Source organism: Blastomonas sp. AAP53 (genome assembly GCF_000331245.1).
GTDB lineage: Bacteria > Pseudomonadota > Alphaproteobacteria > Sphingomonadales > Sphingomonadaceae > Blastomonas.
In genome coordinates, this window is record NZ_ANFZ01000005.1 from 37,757 (window position 1) to 54,336 (window position 16,580).

Annotated in this window: 13 protein-coding genes; 8 read left to right on the forward strand and 5 right to left on the reverse strand. The window is 63.4% G+C overall.

The window, feature by feature from the left end; genetic code table 11:
* Positions 1–6: 6 nt before the first annotated feature.
* On the reverse strand, positions 7–2,604 hold the full coding sequence (locus D618_RS0102740) for a TonB-dependent receptor (RefSeq protein ID WP_081590397.1): 2,598 nt from the start codon (positions 2,602–2,604) through the stop codon (positions 7–9).
* Between the two features lie 321 nt (positions 2,605–2,925).
* Between D618_RS0102740 and D618_RS0102745 the strand changes: the two genes are divergently transcribed.
* Positions 2,926–3,792, forward strand: a complete 867-nt coding sequence (locus D618_RS0102745; RefSeq protein ID WP_017669954.1) for an isocitrate lyase/PEP mutase family protein — start codon at positions 2,926–2,928, stop codon at positions 3,790–3,792.
* 9 nt (positions 3,793–3,801) lie between these two features.
* On the opposite strand, the gene D618_RS0102750 is transcribed toward D618_RS0102745, so the two are convergent.
* From D618_RS0102750 to D618_RS0102765, 4 genes are all read right to left on the reverse strand, one after another.
* Positions 3,802–4,365, reverse strand: a complete 564-nt coding sequence (locus D618_RS0102750; RefSeq protein ID WP_017669955.1) for a 3-isopropylmalate dehydratase small subunit — start codon at positions 4,363–4,365, stop codon at positions 3,802–3,804.
* Between the two features lie 5 nt (positions 4,366–4,370).
* Positions 4,371–5,780, reverse strand: coding sequence for a 3-isopropylmalate dehydratase large subunit (gene leuC, locus D618_RS0102755; protein ID WP_017669956.1), 1,410 nt, complete (start codon positions 5,778–5,780; stop codon positions 4,371–4,373).
* Positions 5,781–5,787: 7 nt separating this feature from the next.
* Positions 5,788–6,174, reverse strand: a complete 387-nt coding sequence (locus D618_RS0102760; RefSeq protein WP_017669957.1) for a cytochrome c family protein — start codon at positions 6,172–6,174, stop codon at positions 5,788–5,790.
* A 127-nt stretch (positions 6,175–6,301) separates the two neighbouring features.
* Positions 6,302–8,395 carry a S46 family peptidase gene (locus D618_RS0102765; protein ID WP_238550572.1) on the reverse strand — a complete coding sequence of 698 codons (2,094 nt, stop codon included), beginning with the start codon at positions 8,393–8,395 and terminating at the stop codon, positions 6,302–6,304.
* Positions 8,396–8,922: 527 nt separating this feature from the next.
* On the opposite strand from D618_RS0102765, the gene D618_RS0102770 reads away from it, so the two are divergent.
* The 7 genes from D618_RS0102770 (at position 8,923) to D618_RS0102800 (ending at position 16,579) form a co-directional block, all read left to right on the forward strand.
* Positions 8,923–9,234: a hypothetical protein gene (locus D618_RS0102770; RefSeq protein ID WP_152414507.1), complete on the forward strand. Its 312-nt coding sequence runs from the start codon at positions 8,923–8,925 to the stop codon at positions 9,232–9,234.
* Positions 9,231–9,599 (forward strand): response regulator, encoded by a 369-nt coding sequence (locus tag D618_RS0102775; RefSeq protein ID WP_017669960.1) that lies wholly within the window; start codon positions 9,231–9,233, stop codon positions 9,597–9,599. The genes D618_RS0102770 and D618_RS0102775 overlap by 4 nt, the downstream gene beginning before the upstream one ends.
* Positions 9,596–11,656, forward strand: a complete 2,061-nt coding sequence (locus tag D618_RS0102780; protein WP_017669961.1) for a chemotaxis protein CheA — start codon at positions 9,596–9,598, stop codon at positions 11,654–11,656. Before D618_RS0102775 ends, D618_RS0102780 begins: the two co-directional genes overlap by 4 nt.
* Before the next feature lie 4 nt (positions 11,657–11,660).
* Entirely contained in the window at positions 11,661–12,161 is a 501-nt protein-coding gene (locus D618_RS0102785) for a chemotaxis protein CheW (RefSeq protein WP_017669962.1), read from the forward strand.
* 48 nt (positions 12,162–12,209) lie between these two features.
* On the forward strand, positions 12,210–13,994 hold the full coding sequence (locus tag D618_RS0102790; protein ID WP_017669963.1) for a methyl-accepting chemotaxis protein: 1,785 nt from the start codon (positions 12,210–12,212) through the stop codon (positions 13,992–13,994).
* Between the two features lie 156 nt (positions 13,995–14,150).
* Entirely contained in the window at positions 14,151–16,100 is a 1,950-nt protein-coding gene (locus D618_RS0102795) for a methyl-accepting chemotaxis protein (protein ID WP_017669964.1), read from the forward strand.
* Complete coding sequence (locus D618_RS0102800; RefSeq protein ID WP_017669965.1) at positions 16,097–16,579, forward strand: chemotaxis protein CheW; 483 nt, start codon at positions 16,097–16,099, stop codon at positions 16,577–16,579. Before D618_RS0102795 ends, D618_RS0102800 begins: the two co-directional genes overlap by 4 nt.
* The last annotated feature ends 1 nt before the right edge of the window (position 16,580 follow it).

The window sequence follows — 16,580 nt, forward strand, 5'->3', positions numbered from 1 at the left end:
TGCCTATCAGAACTTCACGCCGGCGGTGATCCCGATACGGCGCCCTTCACCCAGATAGATTTCCGGGATCGAAAAGGCCGAGGGGAAACCGGCGCGCGGCTGGCTGATCGAGTTCTGCACATAGGCCTTGTCGAACAGGTTATTGCCCCACAACGCAATGCTGTACCGGTCGCTTTCCACCGCCAGGCGCGCGTTGACCAAAGTGCGTTCGCCAAAGCTGACCGTGTTGATCTGGTTGTTGAACACCGGGCCGGTGTAGTTGACATCGACGCGAGCGCGCACTGCCCATTCGTCAGACACCGGCACGTTGGCCGTGGCATGGACATTCCACTGGGTCTTGACCGATCGCTGCGGGCGCAGGCCCTCAAGCGACGGCACGAACTGCGTGCCGCCATTGGCCGTCGGTACGGCGATGATCGCGGGGCAGCCTGTCGCGCTGCCGAAGTTGGCAGCCGTGGTACCGGTGCGGCACTGCGCGATCTGCGAGCCGTCATAGGCACCGGGCCGGAACTTGGGGTCCGAGTAGATGAAGCTGCCACCGATGGCGAACATGTCGGTCACGTCGAATTCGGTCTGCAGTTCAACGCCCTTGGCGCGGATGGCACCGGCGTTCTGCACGATGCGCACCGGGTTCGCCGCAGTCGGGTTCTGGGTGAATGCGGAGATCTGCGCGTCCTTCCAGTCGACGTAGAAGAACGAGGCGTTGAGGACGAGACGCCGGTCGAACAGCCGGCTCTTGAACCCTGCTTCATAGGTCCAGTTGGTTTCTTCCTCATACGGAACTTCGCTGGCCAGGATGCCGGTTGCGCTGACCGGGTTGGCGGTGTTGAAGCCACCCGAACGCACGCCCTTGGCAGCCGAGGCATAGAGCAGGACATTTTCAACCGGGCGATAATCCACCGTGAATCGCGGAGTAAAGCTGTTGAAGGTGCGCCGGAACTTGGTACCCGCCACCGGGAAAGTACCCGCAGCCGGGATCGTCGTGCCGTCAATCGGCTGGTTCACACGAGGCGCCAAGGTCGGGTTGAGAATCGAGAAGACCTGAGCCTGCTTCACATCCGAATTGTACCGGCCTTCAGCATTGAAGCGGAAATCGCCCAGCTCATAGCCAACCGCGCCGAAGATCGAGAACGTCTTGGTGAAGGCAGACGAATAGTTGCCGAAGACCTGGCTGGTATTGCTGTCGGGAACCAGGAACAGGTTGCCGGTAAAGTCATAGGGGCCCACCCCGGTCGCTGCCGGCGTGGTGAGCTGCGAGACCTGGACCAACCGTTCATTGGCGGCCAGGCCGCCGCCATCCGCGCCCAGCCCGCCAGCGGCCAGGGGAATGCGCGAATTGAAGTAGAAGCCGCCGAAAATCCACTGGAACGGCGAATCATTGTCTGACTGCAGCCGGATTTCCTGGCTGAAGGTGCGCACGCGCTCAACCGTGCCGATCGAGAAGTTGGCCCTGGTCAGCCGCGTATACGGCGCAGCGGCAAAATTGGTGCCACAGCTGGGGTTGGTGGCATTGCCCAGGGTGCAGACGCCAAACAAGGTGCCGCCAGAGGTCAGATCGTAATCGCTCGTCCCGCGATTGTCCGCCCAGGTGAAGCCGGTGATGCTCGTCGCCTTCACACCCTTGATCCGGGCTTCGAGCGTCAGCGAGACCTGCGTGTTCTTGGCTACGGTGTCAGCAAGGCCCGGCGACACATCGCTGACCTCGAGCGCGGTGAGCTCGCCGCAATAGAGCACCCGCAGGCCGGTCTGCGCATTGACGTTGCCGCAGTTGAGGTCGCGGATCGGAAGCCCGGATACGGGCGAAACCTCGGCCTCCGAATGCGTGTAGAAGCCCGATAGCAGCGCGCGGAAATTGTCGCTCGGCTTGAATTCGAGCGACCCGCTTACGGCGTATTTCTCGAACCCGCCCAGATTGTCGTCCCGATCGGCTGCGTTGGTGCCATAGCCGTCATAGGTGACATAGCCGCCTGCAACGCGAGCCTTGAGGGATTCCGAGATCGGCACCGAAAGCGCGCCACGGATTCGGTAATCCTCATCGACACCGACGGTCGCCTGCATGCTTCCCGACAGGTCTTCGGTGGGCTTGCCGGTGCTGATCGCCATCGCGCCGGCAAAGGTCGAACGGCCGAACAGCGCGCTCTGCGGACCCTTGGCGATTTCGATCTGGCCGACATCGAGCACCGAGATGATATCGAGCGTGTTGCGGCTGGTCTGGTAGATGCCGTCGATGAACACGCCGACATTTGCCTCGACGTTGAGGTCGTTGGCGGTGTTGCCGGGGGCCAGGCCGCGAATGTAGATCGTCTGGGTGTTGCCGCCTGCGATGTTGTTCATCACAATGCCTGGCGTCGAATTGCCCAGATCCGCCAGCGACTGGATGTTGCGTTCGGCCAGATCCTCTGCCGAATAGGCATTGATCACGATCGGCACCGACTGGACGTCTTCGTCGCGCTTGCGCGCGGTCACGACAATCTCGGAACGGCCACTGTCGTCCTCGGCCACCGCTTCCTGCGCGGCAAGCGGTGCGGCGGCGGTGATGCTGCCCAAGGCAACGCTGGTCAACAGAGCTGAACGGACGAGGCCCGAAGCGCGAAATACTTTCATGATTTTACAATCCCCCAATCTTGACACCTGGCCCGGTGACTTTCCTTTTGTTCCGTCATGCACCGCGCCACGGCGCCCGGATCGAAATATCTGTGCCTGTCTCTTGGTTCGGACAGACTTGCTCCTGACAGGGCAATGAGCGCATGAACCCTAGCGTCCATGCAAATCCACCTGGATTAACTATCCGCCTGGCGGTCACTAGCCCGCACCTTCTGAGGTGGTAAGACCGCATGGCGGATATTCCGGTGCCTCGCCACGGTTGCCCGAACATCTCCATTGCATCGCGCCCACCACCGCCGATTCCACGAAAGGAAAGCCCTGATGGCCAATCCCATATTGCGCACCAAGCTCGACTCCGGGCAGTTCTTTGTCGTTCCGGGCATTCAGGACATGATTGCCGCGGTCGTCGCCAACAAGGTCGGGTTCGATCTGGTCTATGGCACCGGCTATTGGCTCACCGCTTCGGCGCATGGCCTGCCCGATGCAGGGATCGTGACCTATACCGAAATGCGCGACCGAATGGCCACCCTGGTGCAAACCAGCAACGCCGCCGTGATCGCCGATGGCGACACCGGCTATGGCGGGCTGCTCAACGTGCACCACACCGTGCGCGGCTATGAGGCAGCCGGCGTCACCGCGATCCAGATCGAGGATCAGGAATTCCCCAAGAAATGCGGCCACACGCCTAACCGCCGGATCATCCCCGTCGAGGACATGGTCGAGAAGATCAAGGTCGCCAGCGACGCGCGCGAGGACAAGCAGAATTTCCTGATCATCGCGCGCACCGACGCCCGGCAGAGCGAAGGCTTTGACGGCGCGATGCGGCGGATCGAGGCCTATGCCAAAGCGGGCGCAGACGTGCTGTTCCCCGAAGCGCTGGAGAGCGAGGAAGAGATGGCGCGCGCCTGCGCGGCATTCGAGACGCCGCTGATGGCGAACATGTCGAACGGCGGGTCGAGCCCGGTACCGGTCGCCGATGTGCTGGCCCAGATCGGCTATGCCTATGCGATCTATCCCTCGCTGACCTCGCTCGCGGCTGCCACCGCGATGGAAAAGGCGCTGCGCGACCTCAAGACGCAGGGCATCGGCCAGCCCGACGGATTGTTCAGCTTCAGCGAATTCTGCTCGCTGATCGGCTTCGAGGATGTCTGGGCGTTCGAACGAAAATGGGGCAAGGCCGACGGCTGACGCGCAGGTTCAGCTGTACAGCCAGGGTTGCTCCGAACGCTGGCGCTGTTCGAAGGCGGCGATCGCGTCGCCATCGCGCGCCAGGATCGCGGCTGTCTCGTCCCAGCCGTTGAGCAATGCCTGGCGCTGGGGTTCGGGAATGGCAAAAGGCACGGGCTGCCAGGCGCCCACCTGCACGGTGCACGCCGGCAGATCGACCGTGAACGCCTCTCCCTTGCTCGCGGCGCGGTGCATGCGCGCGACATCGGCAGCATCCAGCGTCACCGGCAGCACGCCGTTGCGGATGCAGTTGCCCGCAAAGATTTCGCCAAAGCCCGGCGCAATGATGCAGCGCACGCCGCAGCCCAGCAGCGCCCAGACCGCCTGCTCGCGGCTCGACCCGCAGCCGAAATTCGCCCCCGCCACCAGCACCGGCACATCCTTGATCCGGAAGGCGCGGTCGGCAAAGGCATAGGCTCCCAGCCCGTCGCGCGCGGTGATGGTCAGGAACCGCGCCGGATAGATGACATCGGTGTCGATATTGTCTTCATCGAGGCTCGCGGCGCGGCCGGTCAGGCGGGTGAAGGCTTCCATAAGGCTCAGTCCGTTCCCGCCATCACGTCGCGGACATCTGCGATGCACCCGGTGATGGCAGCAGCAGCGGCGCTCGCCGGGCTCATCAGATGCGTGCGTCCACCCTGCCCCTGGCGTCCTTCGAAATTGCGGTTGCTGGTCGAGGCGCAGCGCTCGCCCGGAGCCAGCCGATCTTCGTTCATCGCCACGCACATCGAGCAGCCCGCATCGCGCCATTCGAACCCGGCAGCGCGGAAGATGTCGGCCAGCCCCTCGGCCTCGGCCTGCTGCTTGGTCGCCGCCGATCCCGGCACCACCATGGCGCGGACCCCGCTGGCGACCTTGCGGCCCTGCGCCACTTGGGCGGCGATGCGCAGATCCTCGATCCGCGAGTTGGTGCACGATCCGATGAACACCCGGTCGATGGCGATATCGGCCAGCGCCATGCCCGGCTCCAGCCCCATGTAATCGAGAGCGCGGGCGATCCGGGCCTGATCTTCGGGCGCAGCGGAGCCAGGTTCGGGAACGGCGCCATTGACCGGTGCGCCCTGGTCGGGGCTGGTGCCCCAGGTGACATGAGGCTCAAGCGCGGACAAATCCATCGCCAATTCACGGTCGTATTGCGCATCGGCATCGCTGGCCAGGCTCTGCCAATAGGTGACCGCCCGGTCCCAGTCTGCCCCCGCAGGCGCGCCTGCCCTGCCCTTGAGCCAGGCAAAGGTGGTCTCATCCGGCGCGACCAGCCCGATGCGGCTGCCTGCCTCGATCGTCATGTTGCACAAGGTCATCCGCCCCGCCATGTCGAGCGCGGCGATGGCAGGCCCTGCATATTCCACCGCATAGCCGCGCGCGCCCTGCGCGCCGATGCGGGCGATCAGCGCCAGCGCGATATCCTTCGCGCACGCCCAGCGCGGCAATCTGCCGTGCAGGTTCACCCGCATTGTCGCGGCGCGCTTCTGCACCAGGCACTGCGTTGCCATCACCGTGCCGCACTCGCTCGCGCCGATGCCGAACGCCAGCGCACCGAACGCGCCGTGCGTCGTGGTGTGGCTGTCGCCGCAGACCAGGGTGATGCCGGGCAGCGTGAAACCCTGCTCCGGTCCGATGACATGGACGATGCCATGGCCGGCACCGTTCAATGGATGATAGCGGACGCCGAAATCGCGGGCGTTGCCTTCCAGCTCGGCAACCTGCGCGGCAGCGACCGGATCGGTTGCGGGGAGATCGCGACTCTGGGTGGGAACGGCGTGGTCGGCGACGGCCAGGTGCGTTTCTGTCCGTCGCAGCGCCCGTCCTGCGTCGGTCAATGCGCGAAATGCCTGCGGGCTGCTGACCTCGTGAACCAGTTGCCGGTCGATATAGAGCAGGTCTTCACCTGCATCGCCGGGACGAACGACGTGGCTGTCCCATAATTTGGCGTAGAGCGTGCGCCCCATCACGCGCTCAGGGCGCGGGCTTTTTGAGATAGGCTATCAGCGCTTTGCGATCCGCCTCTTTGGGCAGGCCTGCAAAGGCCATGGTCGTGCCGGGAACCACCGCCTGCGGGCGCTGCAACCACTTGTCGAGCGTCGCCTCGTTCCAGACGACAGCAGAACCCTTCATGGCAGGCGAATAGCCAAAGCCTGCGACAGCTCCCGCCTTGCGCCCAACCACGCCCTGCAAGTGCGGCCCGACCTTGGCCGGAGCCTTGGACGACACCGTGTGACAGGCCGAACAGCGCAGGAAGAGCCGCTTGCCCAACGCCGCATCACCCTTGGCAGGTGCAGCAAAGGCAGCAGTTCCGGCGGCAACCAGCGCCAGGGCAAAGGCAGAGCGGAGCATGGCTTTCATTGAACATCTCGCAAGGTATCAGCAGTTGGCCCATGCTTGACGCGTCGGGCCGGGGACGACAGCCTGCCGGTGGCGTTCTGGTCGCCTGTCGGACAGTCCGCCGCCCCCATCACCTGTACAGCGTCGGTTATTGGCCAACGCCCATTTCGGTCAGCAGACGCTGCGCGCCATCGACCTTGTCCATCGTCCACAGCATGAAGCGGCTGTCGACATGGATGGTGCGGTTGATGGTCGCATCGTACGACCAGTCCGACACCACGCCGTCGAGCGTGCCATCGAACGCCAGGCCGACGAACTCGCCGCGCGCATTCAGCGTTGCCGATCCCGAATTGCCGTTGGTGATGTCGACGGTCGACAGATAGTTGACCGGAAGTGTTCCCAGCTTGGCATCGGCATAGGTGCCAAAATCGCGCGCCTTCAGCGTACCGATCGCCGCCTTGGGCGCATCAAACTCGCCGCGTCCGGTCTGCTTGGCCACCAGCCCCTCGGCAGTGGTGAACGGCGTCCAGATCAGACCATCGCGCTGCTTGCCGGTGACCTTGCCATAGGTGAACCGCAGCGAGCCATTGGCATCGGGATACAGCGTGCGACCCTGCGACTTGGCGAACGCGAGTTGCCCTGCCATCACCTGCGAGCGCGCCGCCTGCACGCGGCCTGCCCGTTCCTTCGCCTTGGCCTCGTCGGCCTTGGCGCCCGGATACGCGGCAACGGCAAGCTGGATGAACGGGTCAGTGGATGCTTCGAACTCGGCAGCGGGCTTGTCCATCCAGCCGATGCGCGTGGCGGTGACGCCCAGCTGCGTGTCGGCATAGAGCCGGTCCATGCCGATCGCTGCAATCCTGGTTTCCAGCGGTGCGTTGCGCTTGTCGGCGGCGACCTTGGCATATTCGCCCAGAGCCTGTTCGAACAGCACGCGGTCGACGCCGGCATCAAAGCGGCGCTCGGTCTGGGTCAGGCGTTCGCGGATGCCCAGGCGGTCACGATCCTGGAAACCGGGCTCGCGCTGCGCGTCGGGCTTCTCGCGCTCCTTGGCCCAGCGATAGAGCAGCTGCGCCGCCGTCAGCAACTGCGCGCGGTTGACCGTACCCAGCCGCATGTTGTCCACCCGCGCCTGGTTCGATTCCGCCACCAGAGCATCCAGATCGGCCAGCGCCTTGCCGTACTGCTTTTCGCGCGCTGCGTCCGCCGCCACCCAGGCGCGGAACTCTGCATCGGCCTTGTCCTTGCGGCCCAGCAGGTCGATGGCATCGGCCCCGGCGATCTCGCCCAGCAGCTTCTTCTTGTAGTTGTCCGATCCCTTGAGGATCGAGGCGTACTTGATTTCCGCGTCCTTGTTGCCCTTCACCGCCTTTTCGATCGCGGCGGAATAATCGGCGCGCAGCTGCTGGTCGATGGCATAGACCTGCTCGAAATTGTGACGGACTTCAGCGGCGGTCCAGTGGCGCTGGGTGACGCCGGGGAAGCCCGCGACCATCACGAAATCGCCCTCTGCCAGCGGCTTGTCGGCAATCTTCAGCCACGACTTGGGCTTGTAAGGCACATTGTCCGCCGAATAGGGCGCAGACGCACCGTCGGGCGCAACATAGGCGCGGTAAAAGCCGAAGTCGCCGGTGTGGCGCGGCCACTGCCAGTTGTCGGTCTCTCCGCCGAAATTGCCGATCCCGCCAGCCGGCGCATAGACCAGCCGCACATCCTTGATCTCGAGCTGCTGCTGCAGGAAATACGTCTGACCGCCGAAATAGGGGCGCACGTCGCAGCGCCGGTTGGCCTGCTTTTCGCACTCGGAAATCAGCCCCTTGCGGTTGGCTTCCAGCCGGTTGTAGCGATCGAGGCCCGAGAGCTTCGTGGTAATGCCCTTGTTCATCGCCGCGGTGACATCGCGCAGATCCTCGATCACGAAGATGCGCGATCCGGGCGCGGCCTGCAGTTCATCGCCATAGGTCTTCGCAAGAAAACCATCGGTCAGATAATCCTGGCCGGGCTTGGAGTTGTACTGGATCGAACCATACACGCAGTGATGGTTGGTCGCGACCAGGCCTTCGGGGCTGACGAACGAGGCCGAGCAGCCGCCCAGCGAGACGATGGCGTTGAGCGGCGCGACACTGAGGTTGCCAAGGTCCGCAGGCGACAGTTCAAGCCCTGCCTCTTTCAGCTTTTCGCCCAGTGCGGGGGTCTGCCCCGGCAGCCACATGCCCTCTTCGGCAAGGACCGGTGCCGACATCAGCAGGGCAGTGGAAGCAAGCAACAGGGGAAAACGCATCGGGGAAACTCCGCAACAAACGCAAGGGGATAGGATAGCGGTTCAGATAGACCGCAGCCCCTGGCGGAGCAAGCGCGCTCGTGACCGCCGGAAACCCCGGTGACAAGCACCAGGCTGCTGGCGCTGCCCGAGTCGGGTTACTCGCATCTGGCACTCCGGAACAGCCACCGAGTTTTGTTTACCATAACTGCAAACGAAGTGTGCACCAGTATTCGCGCAATCATGCATAATCAAAATGCTTACTGGTTCAGTAGGGATCCATTCACTCCCCGCCAAACATCTATCACTTCAAGGGCCGGCAAGCCTTCAAACTGGTGATTTATTGGAAATATCTTCCAGTTTTTGAAGATAGAAACGGCAAGCACCGAACAGACCCCGATTAATTTTCACATGCTGTGTCAGGATTGGCGTTAACTGAACCTCGAATTTAACCTTTGATTGAGAAATTGGGCGTCCAATCGCGACAGGTTCTAGGGGGGACCGAACGGATGGACACGACCTTAAAAGTGGGCCCGAGCGGCAATATCCAGAATTGCAATACTCTGCGCGATGAGATCGTAACGCAACTGGATCAAGACATATCGATCACGATTGATGTCTCAGAATTGTGCGATGCCGACTTGTGCTTTGCGCAGCTCGCTTATGCGACTGTAAATTACGTCTCGGCATCCGGAAAGTCTGCAGTCTTTCACCCCGCCTCCAATGAATACCTGTCGTCTGTGCTCGTCCGAGCCGGGCTTTCGCCATCGCTCCTCGCGGACGCTCGCGAGCTGCGGCCTGAAGAAGGACATCTCCTGTGACTGCCTCGATCCTGACCGTCGACGATTCCTCCAGTCTGCGCATCGCGATCCGCATCGCGCTCAGCGGCGCGGGCTATGCCGTGACCGAGGCGGCAGACGGCATGGAAGGGCTTGAGAAGGCCCGCTCCGCCAAGTTCGACATGATCATCGCCGATCTCAACATGCCCCGGATGAACGGGCTGGAGATGATCCGCGAAATCCGCAAGCTGCCGATCCAGCTCGGCACGCCGATCATCTTCCTCACCACCGAGTCCGACGAGGGCATGAAGCAGGACGCGCGCCAGTCCGGTGCGACAGGATGGCTGGTCAAACCGTTCGTGCCCGAACAACTGCTGCGCGTTGCCGCCAAGGTGCTCAGCCGATGAACGGCCAGGACCCTATTGCTGCCTTTCGGGTGGAGGCAGGCGAGCTGCTGGTCGGCATCGAGCAGGCTCTGCTCGACCTCACGCACGATCTGGAAAGCCGCGACCTGGTCGATACCGTTTTCCGGGGGCTGCACACGCTCAAGGGATCGGGGGCGATGTTCGGCTTCGATGCACTGGCCAACTTCACCCATCATTGCGAAACCGCCTTCGACCGGGTGCGCAAGGGCAAGGTGCCGGCGACCCAGGAACTGGTGGCCGTCATCTTGTCGGCAATGGACCACATGCAGGCACTTGTCGATGGCGACGGATCGGGACTGGCTGCGGCTGGCGACGACATCCTTGCCCGTCTGCACAATGCCATTGGTGATGACAATGAGGCCATGGTGGCAGCTGCCCCTGGCGATGGCGATGGCAATGGCGCAGTACCGGCAACCCATGGCGCTTCGGGCTGGCGGGTCACCTTCTACCTGCCGCCCGATGCGATGGCCAACGGCACCAATCCGCTGGCATTGCTCGACGAGATGCGCGGCCTGGGCGATGCCAAGGTGACTGCGCTCACCGACCGCATCCCGCCTCTGGCAGAGCTGGATGCCAGCCAGTGCCATATCGGCTGGCAGGTGGAACTGCGCGGCGATGTGACGCGCGAAGACATCGAGGACGTCTTCATCTTCGTGATGGACGACATGGAACTGGACATCGTGCCGCTGGCATGCGGCGAAGAAGACCCCGCCATATCCGCAACAGAGATCGCGGCCCAGCCGGTACAGGCCGAAGCGGCTGCGGTCGGTGAGGCCCGGGAGACCTCTCCGGTCGAGACCGGTGCAGCCTCCACGGCCGATACCGCGCGCGGCCGCCCCGTCGGCACGCCGACCGAAAGCGTACGCGTTCCTGCCGAGCGGCTGGATGTGCTGATGGACCGGGTCGGCGAACTCGTCATCGTCCAGAGCCGCCTTGCGCAGCTTGCCCATGGCGGCGTGCGCGGACCTGCCGGTGAACTGGCGCTGCGATCGGTTGCCGAAGACATCGAACGCCTGGCGAGCGAACTGCGCGACACCATGATGGTGCTGCGCATGGTGCCGGTGGCCAGCCTGTTCGGACGGTTTCGCCGCCTGGTGCACGATCTGGCGCGCGAGACCGGCAAGACGATCGAGCTTTCGACCCATGGCGAGACGACCGAGGTCGACAAGACTGTGATCGAGCGGTTGGCCGATCCGATGGTCCACCTGATCCGCAATGCCTGCGACCATGGGCTCGAAACCGCCGAGGACCGGATTGCCGCTGGCAAGCCTGCCGCCGGCCAGGTCAGGCTATCGGCGCAGCAGGCCGCAGGCGAGGTGCTGATCACCATCCGCGACGACGGCCGCGGCATCGATCGCGAGCGCGTGCGCGCCAAGGCCGAAGCGCAGGGGCTGATCGAACCGGGCCAGCAGATGAGCGACAGCGAACTGATGCAGATGATCTTCCACCCCGGATTTTCCACCGCAGCGCAGGTCACCAACCTGTCCGGGCGCGGCGTCGGCATGGATGTGGTCAAGCGGACGATCGAAAGCCTGCGCGGCACCATCGACATTGCATCGAACCCGGGCGAGGGATCGACGGTCACGCTGCGCATCCCGCTGACGCTGGCCATCATCGATGGGCTGCTCGTGCGCGTGGGGGAAGGCCGCTATGTCATTCCGCTGGGGGCTGTCGAGGAATGCATCGAGCTCAGCCTGGAAGACGATCTTCGTTCGCGCGGGCGCAGCTTCGTCACGCTGCGCGACCGGCTGGTCCCGTTCATCCGCATGCGCGACATGTTCGAAACCGGCACCCGGCCCGATCCGCACCAGAAGATCGTGGTGATCACGACGGGCGGTGAGCGCGTCGGACTGGTCGTCGATCAGATCATCGGCAGCCACCAGACGGTAATCAAGGCCATGTCGGCGCTGCATCGTGATGTCCCCGCCTTTGCCGGGGCGACGATCCTGGGAGACGGCAGCGTCGCCCTGATCCTCGACACTCTGCAACTCGTCAGCGTTGGCCAGGCCCAGGAGGAGCGGCTGCTTGCAGCCGGTTGAGCTTATGCAGGATATTCTCACCAAACCCGCCTCGGCAAACTGGGATGATCAGGGCCAGCTGGAAGTTCTGACCTTCGATCTGGGCGAAGAAACGCTGGCGATCGAAGCGATCCAGGTTCGCGAAATCCTGGACCTGCTGCCCGAGACGAAGGTGCCGGGCGCGCCCATGCTGGTCAGCAGCGTCGTCAACTTTCGCGGCAAGATCATCCCCATCGCCGATCTGCGGCTGGCGTTCGACATGCCGCCCGCGCAGGTCAGTGTCGACAGCCGGATCATTGTCATCGAGATCGAGGTCGATGGCGAGCCGACGCAGATCGGCATGCGCACCGACAAGGTGCACGAGGTGACCACTCTGAATCGCAACGATGCCGAAACACCGCCGGCCGTCGGCATGCGCTGGCGCCGCGATTTCATCCACGACCTCGTCCGGCAATCGGGCGGCATCATCGTCCTGCCCAACCTGGGCGCGATTTTCAGCACCGATCCAAGCGACGCCTCTTCGTAGCCAAAGCCGATACCCAGACAAGACCGATTCAATCAGGAGACACGTTTCATGTTGCGCCCGTCCTTTTCCCTGACCCAGACTTCTCATGCAGATACTGCCATCGAGGAAGTGCGTCGGCTGACGCAGGCGGTCAGGAACGGCGATACCGGTATCCGCGCAGACCTGTCGGGATCGACGGGCGCTGCGCGCGACATCCTTGTTGCCGTCAGCGATCTGATCGACAGCCTGACCGCACCGGTCCGGGCCTTGAAGAGCGGGATCGACCATGTCGTGGCCGAGCATGCGCGCGGCGACATCGACGTCAGCCTGCGGCCATCGGAATACACCGGCGACTATGCGCTCATCGCCGAGGCGATCAACGGCCTGGTCGACAGCCATATCAGCGTCAAGAAGCTGGCGATGACCTGCGTCAAGGGCATTGCCGAGGGCAACTTCAAGGCACCGCTGGAACAGCTCCCCGGCAAGAAGGCCTTCATCAACGACACCATCGAACTGCTGCGCAGCAACCTCAGTGGCCTGATCGCGGAAATGAACCTGATGTCGGCCGAGCACGACAAGGGCGATATCGACGTGTTTGTCCCTGCCGAAAAATTCCAGGGCGATTTCGGCGTGATGGCCGGTGCGGTCAACACCATGGTGATCAACCACATCGCCGCCAAGAAGAAGGCACTGGCCTGCGTCCACCAGTTCGGCGAAGGCAATCTCGACGCGCCCATGGAGCAGTTGCCAGGCAAGAAGGCCTTCATCAACGACACCATCGAACTGCTGCGCAGCAACCTGCGCCAGACGGCAAATCTGGCGGAATCGATCGCCAGCGGCGACCTGACCATCGAGTACACGGCGCTGTCGGACAAGGACAAGCTTGGCCAGGCGCTGATCGCGATGATCGAACGGCTGCGGTCGGTGGTCGGTGACACCGTTGCTGCGGTCGGCAATGTCGCTGCAGGCAGCCAGGAGCTCTCGTCGAGTTCGGAACAGGTCTCACAAGGCGCCACCGAACAGGCTGCTGCTGCCGAAGAGGCGTCTGCATCGATGGAAGAGATGGCCGCCAACGTCAAACAGACCGCCGACAACGCAGCGCAGACCGAAAAGATTGCACGCCAGTCCGCCAAGGACGCCGAAAACAGTGGCGTTGCCGTCAGCAAGGCTGTCGGCGCCATGCAGACCATCGTTGAAAAGATCAGCATCGTGCAGGAAATCGCGCGGCAGACCGACCTGCTGGCGCTCAACGCAGCGGTCGAGGCGGCCCGCGCCGGCGAACATGGTCGCGGCTTTGCGGTGGTGGCATCCGAGGTGCGCAAGCTCGCCGAACGCAGCCAGGGTGCAGCCGCCGAGATCAGCACGATGTCGTCGGAGACGGTGAAGGCCGCTGCCGAAGCTGGCGAGATGCTGAGCCGACTGGTGCCCGATATCCGCCGCACCGCCGAGCTGGTCTCGGAGATCAGCGCCGCCTGCCGCGAGCAGGACATTGGCACCGCGCAGATCAACGAGGCCATCCAGCAGCTTGACCAGGTGACCCAGCAGAACGCTGCCGCGTCCGAGCAGATCAGCGCAACATCCGAAGAGCTGGCCGCACAGGCCGAGGAACTTCAGCACAGCATCGCCTATTTCCGCGTGGACACCCATGCATCCAGCCCCGGCGCGGGCCATGTACGCCCGGCTGCCAAGGCCGTGCGACGCCCCATGCAAAAGGCGAGGGTGGCAAAACCGGCTGCACCAAAGGCAAAGCCTAACTCGGTCGCCCACCAGCAGGAACGCATCACCGGCTTCGCGCTCGACCTCGATCGTGGCGGGGCGGATCACGATGACGCTGACTTTGGCCAGGCAGCCTGATCAGGATCGTTCGCGGCAGGGTCAGACCCGCTGCCGACAGCCCGATCATCGTGTTGCCCAGGGTCAGCGCGCTGTTCAGAACCGATCGAAGCTGCGCTGGTTCATTTGATTAAACACTGAATTTCAACACGATAATCTGTTTAGGAGACATGTCTCATGTTGCGCCCGTCCATTTCCTTGAAGCCCAGCTCGCACGCTGATGTTGCGATTGAAGAGGTTCGTCGCCTGACGCAGGCCATCGGTGCTGGCGATGCCAGGGCGCGCCTCGATCTGTCTGCATCGACCGGGCCGGCGCGGGACATGCTCGCTGCTGTCACCGATCTGCTCGATACGGTGAATGCGCCGGTCCTGGCGCTGAAACGCGGGATCGAGCACGTCTCGGCGGAACATGTGCGCGGTGACATTGATGTCTGCCTGAGCCCGGCCGATTTCAGCGGAGATTTCAGCGAAGTTGCGCATCTGATCAACGAGCTGGTGCTCAGCCACATCAACGTCAAGAAACAGGCGATGACCTGCGTGCAGGGCATTGCCGAGGGCGATTTCCAATCGCCGATGGCTCAGCTCCCCGGCAAGAAGGCCTTCATCAACGACACGATCGAACTGTTGCGCGGCAACCTGCGCGGGTTGATCACCGAGATGAACCATATGTCCGCCGAGCACGACAAGGGCGATATCGACGTCTTTGTGCCGGCTGAAAAGTTCCATGGCGATTTCGCGACCATGGCCCATGCCGTCAACACGATGGTCGTCAACCACATTGCCGCCAAGAAGAAGGCGATGGCTTGCGTCCAACAATTCGGCGAAGGCAATTTTGACGCACCGATGGAGCAGCTGCCCGGCAAGAAGGCGTTCATCAACGACACGATCGAACTGCTGCGCGCCAACCTGAAGGCAATCATGGGCGAAATCCGCCGCCTGATCGATGCATCGTCTGCCGGTCAGTTGCAGGAGCGCAGCAATGCCAACGACTTCCCCGGCGATTTCGGGCAGGTCGTGCATGGCATCAACGGGATGCTCGATGCCATCCTTCTGCCCATCGAGGAAGGCAACCGGGTTCTCGACCAGGTGAGCACCGGCTCGCTGATCGAGCGGGTGGAGATCGAATGCGAAGGCGACCACCGCCGCATGAAGGATTCGATCAACAATCTCGTCGACAGCCTGACGCGCTTTGCGGTCAACATTGGCGGTGCTGCCGACCAGGTGGGTGCAGGAAGCCAGGAGCTGGCCGCCAGCTCCGAGCAGGTGTCGCAAGGCGCGACCGAGCAGGCTGCGGCTGCCGAACAGGCGTCTGCATCGATGGAAGAGATGGCCGCCAACGTCAAACAGACCGCCGACAATGCGGCCCAGACCGAAAAGATTGCCCGCCAGTCCGCCAAGGACGCCGAAAACAGCGGCAATGCGGTGAACAAGGCGGTGAGCGCGATGCAGACGATCGCCGAGAAGATCGGCATCGTGCAGGAAATTGCCCGCCAGACCGATCTGCTGGCCCTCAATGCTGCGGTCGAGGCGGCGCGTGCCGGCGAACATGGCCGCGGCTTTGCGGTGGTGGCATCCGAGGTGCGCAAGCTCGCCGAACGCAGCCAGGGCGCTGCGGCCGAAATCAGCACGATGTCGTCCGAAACGGTCAGGGCTGCCACCGAGGCCGGCGAGATGCTCGGCCGGCTGGTGCCGGATATCCGCCGTACCGCCGAACTTGTCTCCGAGATCAGCGCCGCCTGCCGCGAACAGGACATCGGCACCGCACAGATCAACGAGGCGATCCAGCAGCTGGACCAGGTGACCCAGCAGAACGCCGCAGCTTCCGAACAGATCAACTCGACATCGGAAGAGCTGGCAAGCCAGGCAGAGGAACTGCAACAGAGCATCGCCTTCTTCCAGATCGGCGACAACACGGCCAGGCTCTCGGCCGAAAGGGTTGCGCGCCCGGCCATGAAGACCGCGCCCAAGCGCCCGGTCAGCAGGGGCAAGACGCCGTCATCTGCAGCCGCACCTCGGGCAAAGCCCAATTCGGTTGCCCATCAGCAGGAGCGGGCCAAGGGTTTCGCGCTGGATCTCGACCGCGGCGGCGTGGATCAGGACGACGCCGATTTCGGACAGGCAGCATGAGCGCGCCGTCTGAAATCCAGGTGGTCGAGTTTGGCCTGGGGGACGAGGTGTTCGCTGTCCCGGTCACGCTGGTCCGCGAGATCCTGGATTACAGCCAGCCGTTCCATGTTCCCAACGGCCCGGCCTATTTCGTGGGCCTGACCGATGTGCGCGGCGAAGGCGTGCCGACGGTGGACCTTCGCATCCGGCTGGGTCTCGCCCCGGCACAACCGACGCTGGCGACCCGCATCCTGATTCTGGACATGGCACTGCCCGACCGCACCTTGTCGCTGGGCGTGGTCATCGACCGGGTCCTGGGAGTCACCACCATGCAGACCGCGCAGATCGAGAAAGCGCCCGATATCGGAGTTCGCTGGAAGTCGGACTATATCACCGGTGTTGTTCGCCGCGAATATGGCTTTGTCGTCATCGTCGATGTGGCCAGCATATTCTCGACCGACGAATCGCAGATGATCTCGTCCGCTGCCAGGGCTGCATGAC

Bases quoted from the DNA above. Each gene is read 5' to 3' on its own strand.
- D618_RS0102740 (WP_081590397.1), bottom strand. From the start codon at position 2,604: ATGAAAGTATTTCGCGCTTCGGGCCTCGTCCGTTCAGCTCTGTTGACC.
- D618_RS0102745 (WP_017669954.1), top strand. From the start codon at position 2,926: ATGGCCAATCCCATATTGCGCACCAAGCTCGACTCCGGGCAGTTCTTT.
- D618_RS0102750 (WP_017669955.1), bottom strand. From the start codon at position 4,365: ATGGAAGCCTTCACCCGCCTGACCGGCCGCGCCGCGAGCCTCGATGAA.
- leuC (WP_017669956.1), bottom strand. From the start codon at position 5,780: ATGGGGCGCACGCTCTACGCCAAATTATGGGACAGCCACGTCGTTCGT.
- D618_RS0102760 (WP_017669957.1), bottom strand. From the start codon at position 6,174: ATGAAAGCCATGCTCCGCTCTGCCTTTGCCCTGGCGCTGGTTGCCGCC.
- D618_RS0102765 (WP_238550572.1), bottom strand. From the start codon at position 8,395: ATGTCGGCACCGGTCCTTGCCGAAGAGGGCATGTGGCTGCCGGGGCAG.
- D618_RS0102770 (WP_152414507.1), top strand. From the start codon at position 8,923: ATGGACACGACCTTAAAAGTGGGCCCGAGCGGCAATATCCAGAATTGC.
- D618_RS0102780 (WP_017669961.1), top strand. From the start codon at position 9,596: ATGAACGGCCAGGACCCTATTGCTGCCTTTCGGGTGGAGGCAGGCGAG.
- D618_RS0102785 (WP_017669962.1), top strand. From the start codon at position 11,661: ATGCAGGATATTCTCACCAAACCCGCCTCGGCAAACTGGGATGATCAG.
- D618_RS0102790 (WP_017669963.1), top strand. From the start codon at position 12,210: ATGTTGCGCCCGTCCTTTTCCCTGACCCAGACTTCTCATGCAGATACT.
- D618_RS0102795 (WP_017669964.1), top strand. From the start codon at position 14,151: ATGTTGCGCCCGTCCATTTCCTTGAAGCCCAGCTCGCACGCTGATGTT.
- D618_RS0102800 (WP_017669965.1), top strand. From the start codon at position 16,097: ATGAGCGCGCCGTCTGAAATCCAGGTGGTCGAGTTTGGCCTGGGGGAC.